General features: G+C 72.3%; 6 protein-coding genes. 3 read left to right on the forward strand and 3 right to left on the reverse strand.

Going from position 1 to position 6,052, the window contains the following annotated elements; translation table 11 throughout:
- Position 1 precedes the first annotated feature (1 nt).
- A complete protein-coding gene (locus KDL01_RS18300; RefSeq protein WP_212529722.1) occupies positions 2-805 on the reverse strand; it encodes a YveK family protein in 804 nt (267 codons plus the stop codon).
- 300 nt (positions 806-1,105) lie between these two features.
- Between KDL01_RS18300 and KDL01_RS18305 the strand changes: the two genes are divergently transcribed.
- Positions 1,106-1,765: a hypothetical protein gene (locus KDL01_RS18305; RefSeq protein WP_212529723.1), complete on the forward strand. Its 660-nt coding sequence runs from the start codon at positions 1,106-1,108 to the stop codon at positions 1,763-1,765.
- 94 nt (positions 1,766-1,859) lie between these two features.
- The gene (locus KDL01_RS18310) at positions 1,860-2,468 is read left to right on the forward strand and encodes an acyltransferase (RefSeq protein ID WP_212529731.1); all 609 of its coding nucleotides are present in this window, start codon (positions 1,860-1,862) and stop codon (positions 2,466-2,468) included.
- Here the strand turns inward: KDL01_RS18310 and KDL01_RS18315 are convergent.
- Positions 2,442-3,503 (reverse strand): TolB family protein, encoded by a 1,062-nt coding sequence (locus tag KDL01_RS18315; RefSeq protein WP_212529724.1) that lies wholly within the window; start codon positions 3,501-3,503, stop codon positions 2,442-2,444. The two genes, KDL01_RS18310 and KDL01_RS18315, sit on opposite strands and share 27 nt — an antisense overlap.
- Complete coding sequence (locus KDL01_RS18320) at positions 3,500-4,771, reverse strand: MFS transporter (protein ID WP_212529725.1); 1,272 nt, start codon at positions 4,769-4,771, stop codon at positions 3,500-3,502. Before KDL01_RS18320 ends, KDL01_RS18315 begins: the two co-directional genes overlap by 4 nt.
- Positions 4,772-4,954: 183 nt before the next feature.
- On the opposite strand from KDL01_RS18320, the gene KDL01_RS45290 reads away from it, so the two are divergent.
- A partial coding sequence (locus KDL01_RS45290) for a glycosyltransferase (protein WP_212529726.1) occupies positions 4,955-6,052 on the forward strand: 1,098 nt, incomplete at its 3' end.

The raw sequence follows: 6,052 nt of genomic DNA on the forward strand, positions 1-6,052 counted from the left end.
CTCAGTCGCGCACTTCCGACAGCGGGCTGATCAGCTCGCTGACGAGGTCGGCGTTGAGCTGGCCGGGCACGTCGGAGCGGCGCCGCACCCGCATGCCCTCGATCGGCTCGGTCTCCCCGCTCAACCCGTTCGCGGTGGGCGTCGGCGGCTCCGCGGCGGCGACCTGCGCGCCGCCGGCCCGCCGCCGGGCCGGACGCCGGCGCCCGGCCAGCGCGTCCACGGCGAAGGTGGCCAGCAGGGCCAGCGCCAGCGCCCCGGCGCCCGCGCCGAGCGTGTCCTGGGTGCGGCGCTTGGTCAGCGCCACCGGCGGGCTGCCCGGCACGATCACCGCGGACTCGATCATCGCCTGCGCCGGCACCGCCTGCTGCTGCTGGAGCTGCGCGAGCTGGTCCGAGGTGTAGGAGATCAGCTTCGTGATGGCCGCGGTCGCGTCCGCCTTGCTGGTGCCGGTCGCCGTCAGCTGGATGAACGGGCCCTGACTCGCGGCCAGCACGGCCGTGTAGCCGGCGACCCCCTCGGTCGAGAGCGCCTGGGCCGCGTCGGTGGAGGCCAGTCGGCGCACCAGGAAGTCGGCCGTGTCGTTGAGCGAGGAGTCGAAGTTCATGAACGGGTTCGCGGTCCCCGGTGCGATCGAGGTGCCCTTGATCGACTGCTGCGACGCGAGCAGGCTCATCATGGCGCTCGACTGGTACTGCTTGGGCATGGACGTGTACACGCCCGCCGTCAATCCCATCGCGAGCAGGATCGAGGGCACCAACACGTACCAACGCCTGCGTATGACCCGCCACATTTCGGCGAGGCTCATCGTCCCCTCCTGGACCCGGGACGTCCCGGTACGGCTCTTGCGTGTCGTGAGATTCGTTCCTTGAGGTCCACCTTGCCCCTTGCCCACCCCAGGAACGGGTGCGGGCGCACGAACGCCCACGCGCCATAGTCTGTCAGAGGTCGAGCACAATTTCACCGTCCCGGCGAGATCGGTCGCGCGGCGCGCCTTCCATGCGCCGCGCGTGCGCCGGTACGCTGGCCGCCGACGCAGGGCGACGGGGCGGATACCGCGGGTCCCCGGATCGCTCGACGCGGAGTCCTTAGGGAGAGAGGACCGGAGTTGACCTTCCAAGAGGTGCTCACCGCCGTGCGCGCCCGGTGGTACGCGGCCCTGGCCGTGCTGCTGTGCGTGGCCGCCGTGGGCTATCTCGCCATCCGCGAGAAGCCGCTGTACCAGGCCAGCGCGGTGGTCGCGCTGGTGCCGCCGAAGGAGCCGAGCGTGCCCAACACGCTCGCCGCCGCCAGCCCGTCCCTGGCCGCGGTCGGGGTCGCCGTGGACGACCTGCTCACCAGCGCGTCCCAGGCGGCCTCGCTGCGCGCGCTGGGGGTGACCGACCAGTTCGCCGTCGCGCCGAGGAACAACGGCACCAGCGAGACGCCGGCCTACCGCGTGCCCAGCGAGCTGATCACGGTCACCGGCTCGGATCCCGACGCGGTGCAGCAGGAGGCCGGGATCCTGGTCCAGGCCTACGGCGCCGGCCTGAGCTCGATCCAGGCGGACGCCGGGGTGGTCGCCTCGGTCCGGATCACCGACGACACGCTGGCCCCGCCCACGACGCTGCGGCTGCGCGGCTCGCGTTCGCGCGGCGCGCTCGGCGTGGCGCTGCTCGGCTTCGGCGCGGCCGTGGCGGTCGGGATCCGGCTGCGGCGTAAGGGATCGCGGGGCACGCCCGAGTGGGAGCGGAACACGAGCACGGAGGAAGTCGATGCCCTCGTCTGAGCCGGACACTCAGCAGACGCAGATCCGGCAGACGCAGACCCGGCAGCCGCCGACCGGGCAGGCGCAGGCCGAGCAGGCGAACGCCCCGCGGGTGATGCCGGGCGCGAGCGTGGAGCCCGGCGCCGACCTCGGCCCGGGGACCACGGTGTGGGACCTGGCCACCGTGCGCCACGGCGCGAGCGTCGGCGCGAACTGCGTGATCGGGCGCGGCGCCTATCTCGGCCCCGGCGTGCGGGTCGGGGACAACGTCAAGATCCAGAACCAGGCGTTGATCTACGAGCCCGCCGAACTCGAGGACGGCGCGTTCGTCGGCCCCGCGGTCGTGCTCACCAACGACACCTATCCGCGGTCGGTGACCCCCGAGGGCAGGCTCAAGACCGCGGACGACTGGGAGGCCGTGGGCGTGCGCGTCGGCGTCGGCGCCTCCCTCGGCGCCCGCAGCGTCTGCGTCGCACCGGTGCGGATCGGCCGCTGGGCCCTGGTGGCCGCCGGCGCCGTGGTGGTGCGCGACGTGCCGGACCACGCCCTGGTCGTGGGCGTGCCCGCGCGCCGCATCGGCTGGGTCGGGCGGGCCGGCGAGCCGCTGGTGGACGAGGGCGAGGGCCGGTTCCGCTGCCCCCGCACCGGCGTCCTGCACCTCGAGCTCGACGGCCGGCTCACCGAACTGGAGACGGAGTCAGGACCCGCCGACGGCGTCGGGTGAGGACCCGTTGCGGATCAGGATCCTGGGTGTGCCGGTCCCGTCGGCCGGCACCTCCCAGATGTCGTACCCGGAGCCCGAGGTCTGCGGGACCTGATACATCACCGTGTCGTCGTCGAGCCAGGCCGCCTGGTCGTCGATGCTGCGGGTCTCCGCCAGCGGGGTCTCCTTGAGCGTGGCGAGGTCGAGCACGTAGAGCCGCCACGGGGTGGAGAGGTTGCCCGAGACCCGCTTCTTGAACACGATGCGGGTGCCGTCCGGCGAGAGCGAGGGGCACTCGACGTTCTCGACCACCGAGCTCAGCGTGTGCGTGGCCAGGTCGCCCAGCATCAGCCAGGTCTTCCCGGCCGAGCCCATGGTGACGTAGAAGTGCTCGTCGTCGCGCTCGAACGTGATGCCCCAGTAGTTGATGTCCACGGCATGGTACGGCTTGCCGTCGACCGAGGCGGTGAAGGTCTCCAGGCTCGGGATGAGCGTGCCCGTCTTCAGGTCGAGCAGACCGGTACGGGTGGAGAACTGCGGCCCGTTGTAGGAGTCCCCGCTCACGAACACGGTCCAGGCCACCAGCCGCCCGTCCGCGGAAACCCTGGCCCTGCTGGGGATTCCGGGCAGCTCGATCTTGTCCAGGAGCGTCGTCTTGCCGGAGACGTCGCGGTACACCTCGGCGTACTGCGTCTGGACCAAGGACCCGTTCGTACCCAGGCACACCACCGTCTGCCCTGCCGCGTAGGCGCGCGCGCAGTCGAGCGCGAAGAACGAGGGTGCGCCGACGCCGCTCGCGGGCGACTCGGCCAGATGGTCCTGGTCCCCGCCCACCGCCGAGAAGACGTAGAGGATCTTCGGCGCCCCGGACAGCGGAAGCGAGCTGGAGAACGGGTGCGCCGGGGACGCGGCCACCTCTGCAGTGTGCCGCTGCGCCGCGTACAGGCTGTAGCCCGCGGCCGCCGCGAGCATCAGCGCACTGCCGGCCGCGAACGTCCAGATCCGCCAGCGCGCGAGCCGCGCGCCCTGCGCGGCCTGCTCAGACGAGGAGCTCATGGGCGAGGAACCGTTCCCTTCTCCGGATGGACCAGGCACGCCGCCGCCACGAGGGCGAGCAGCAGAGCCACGACGTACCCGCCGACGACCTCGCGCGAGCCCATCACCGACCACGCGAATCCGAAGGCCAGCGAGGACACGAAGGCCCCGAGCGCGCGCACGCTCTGCAGCAGGGCGAGCCCGGCCGTGCGCAGCTCGCGCGGCAGCATGGGACCGGCGTGGGCCATCAGCACCCCGTCGGTCATGGCGTAGAAGAACCCGTGCACCGCGAGCGTCACACAGACCAGTACCGGACCGCCGAACGGCCCGGCCAGCAGCAGGTACACGACCAGCAGCGCCAGATGTCCGCACAGGAACACCCGCCAGCGCCCGATCCGGTCGGCGATCCGCCCGGCCGGCACCGCCAGGAGTAGATACGAGCCGGAGGTGCCGACCGCGAGCAGCGCGTACTGCACCGCGGTCAGCGCGAGCCGCTGCTGGATCACCAGATAGATGAAGGTGTCGCTGATCCACGCGACCCCGAGCACCGTCGCGGCCAGGCACACGCGGCGGAACTCCTTGTCCGCCAACAGTCCGAGCGCGGCCCTGAAGGGCACCTTGCGCGGTGTGGCGGCCGGCTCGCGATGGTCGGCCACCAGCAGCAGCAGGGCCAGCAGGCCGATCGTCGCGATACAGAAGCTCACCACGAACACCGCGTCGAACGCCGTCGCCGCCACCGAGAGCCCGAGCGCCACCACGGCGATCAGCGGGCCGAGGAAGGCGCCGACCGTGTCCATCGTCCGGTGCACGCCGAAGGCCCGCCCCTGGATCGACGCGGGCGTGGAGAGCGAGATCAGCGCGTCGCGCGGCGCGGTGCGCAGCCCCTTGCCGAGCCGGTCCGCCCCCTGCACCAGTCCGAGGCCCGACACCGACCGGCCCACCACCGGAAAGCCGAGCTTGCTCACGGCCGAGAGCCCGTACCCGATGCCCGCCAACAGTTTGCGCCGCTGGTAGCGGTCCGCCAGATAGGCGGCGGTGAGCGAGAGCAGCACCGGGATCGCGGAGTACAGGCCGTCCAGGAACCCCACCGTGATGGTGGAGACCTGGAGATAGACGAGCAGATAGTAGCCGACGACCGAGGTGATCATCTCGGCCGATACGTCCGTCAGCAGGCTGACGAAGCCCAGCGCGTAGACGTTCCGCGGCACCCGCTCGCGCGCAGCGCGCACCCGTGCCGTCTGCTCCCGCACCGCGGGAGTCGTCGCCGCGCCACCACGCGGGATGTACATGGGTCCCTCCCCTTCGTCCCCGATGATAGGGCTGCCTCAATACTGCGCGCAGGCTCTGCGGAACATCACGGAATCATCACAGTGCTGACATGACGCGCGCTTGATCCGCACCGGCCGTTATCGTCGGTGCCGTCCTCGTCATCGAGCTCGAATACCCGTGTCGGGTGGACTCCGGGAGAGCCCGTGCCCCAGCGCAAGAACCCGCACCGCGCCGCCTCGACGGCGGGCCCGGGAGCGGTCATCGTCGTGTTCAACCTCCCCGTCCCCGACGACCACCGGGTCTGGGCCGAGGCCCGCGCTCTGCGCGCGGCCGGCTACCGGGTGAGCGTCGTGTGCCCCGCCATCCGCGGCGCCCGACCAGGGCGGCGCGAGCTCGAGGGCATCGAGATCCGCTGCTTCCGCTCCTTCGAGGGCGAGGGCAGGCTCGCCACCATCCTCGAGGGGGCCTGGACCACCTTCACGGCCGGCCGCGAGGCGCGCAGAGCCCTGGCCGCCCTGCGCGGCGGCCCGCGCGCGCTGCAGGTGTGCAACCCGCCGGACCTCTCCTTCGCGCTGCTGCGCCGGGCCCGCAGGCGCGGCGTGCGCACCCTCTACGACCAGCACGACGTGGTGCCGCTGCTCGCCTCCTCGCGCCCGTCCTTCGCCAAGCTCGCCCCGTTCTTCCTGGCCTGCGAACGCCGCACCGTCGCCGCCGCCGACGCCGTGTTCACCCCCAGCGTCGAGCAGGCCGAGCGTCTCAGGGAGCTGTACGGCCGCGAGGCGGTCATCGTCCGCACCGCCCCGGTGGAGCGAACGACGCAGCCCGCTGACGCACCGCCGGTTGTTCCCGCCGAACCCGCCGATTCATCGACCCCTGACACCGTCCTCGGCTACCTGGGCGTCATCGGCGAACAGGACGGCGTAGTCGACCTCGTGGAAGCCGTCCACCAGCTCAAGGCCGCCGGCCACACCGGCTTCCGAGTGGAGCTGGCCGGCGACGGCCCCGCCCTGCCCGCCGTCCGCGCCCGCACCGCCGAACTCGGCCTCGAGGACGTCATCCGGATCAGGGGATGGATCGGCCCGGCCGAGATGGACGCGTTCTTCCGCGGCATCGACGCCATGGCGGTGCCCGACCCCGGCATCGAGTTCAACCACTACTGCGCCATGAACAAGGTGACCCACGCGATGGCCCGCGCCATCCCCGTCGTGCTGCGCCCCCTGCGCGAGAACACCCGCCTCGTCGCCGGCGCGGGCATCCTCGCCGAAGACCTCAGCCTGCCCGCCTTCACCGCCGCCCTGGCC

Origin of the sequence: Actinospica durhamensis, assembly GCF_018139695.1 — a bacterium.
In the GTDB taxonomy this organism is placed as follows: Bacteria; Actinomycetota; Actinomycetes; order Streptomycetales; family Catenulisporaceae; genus Actinospica; species Actinospica durhamensis.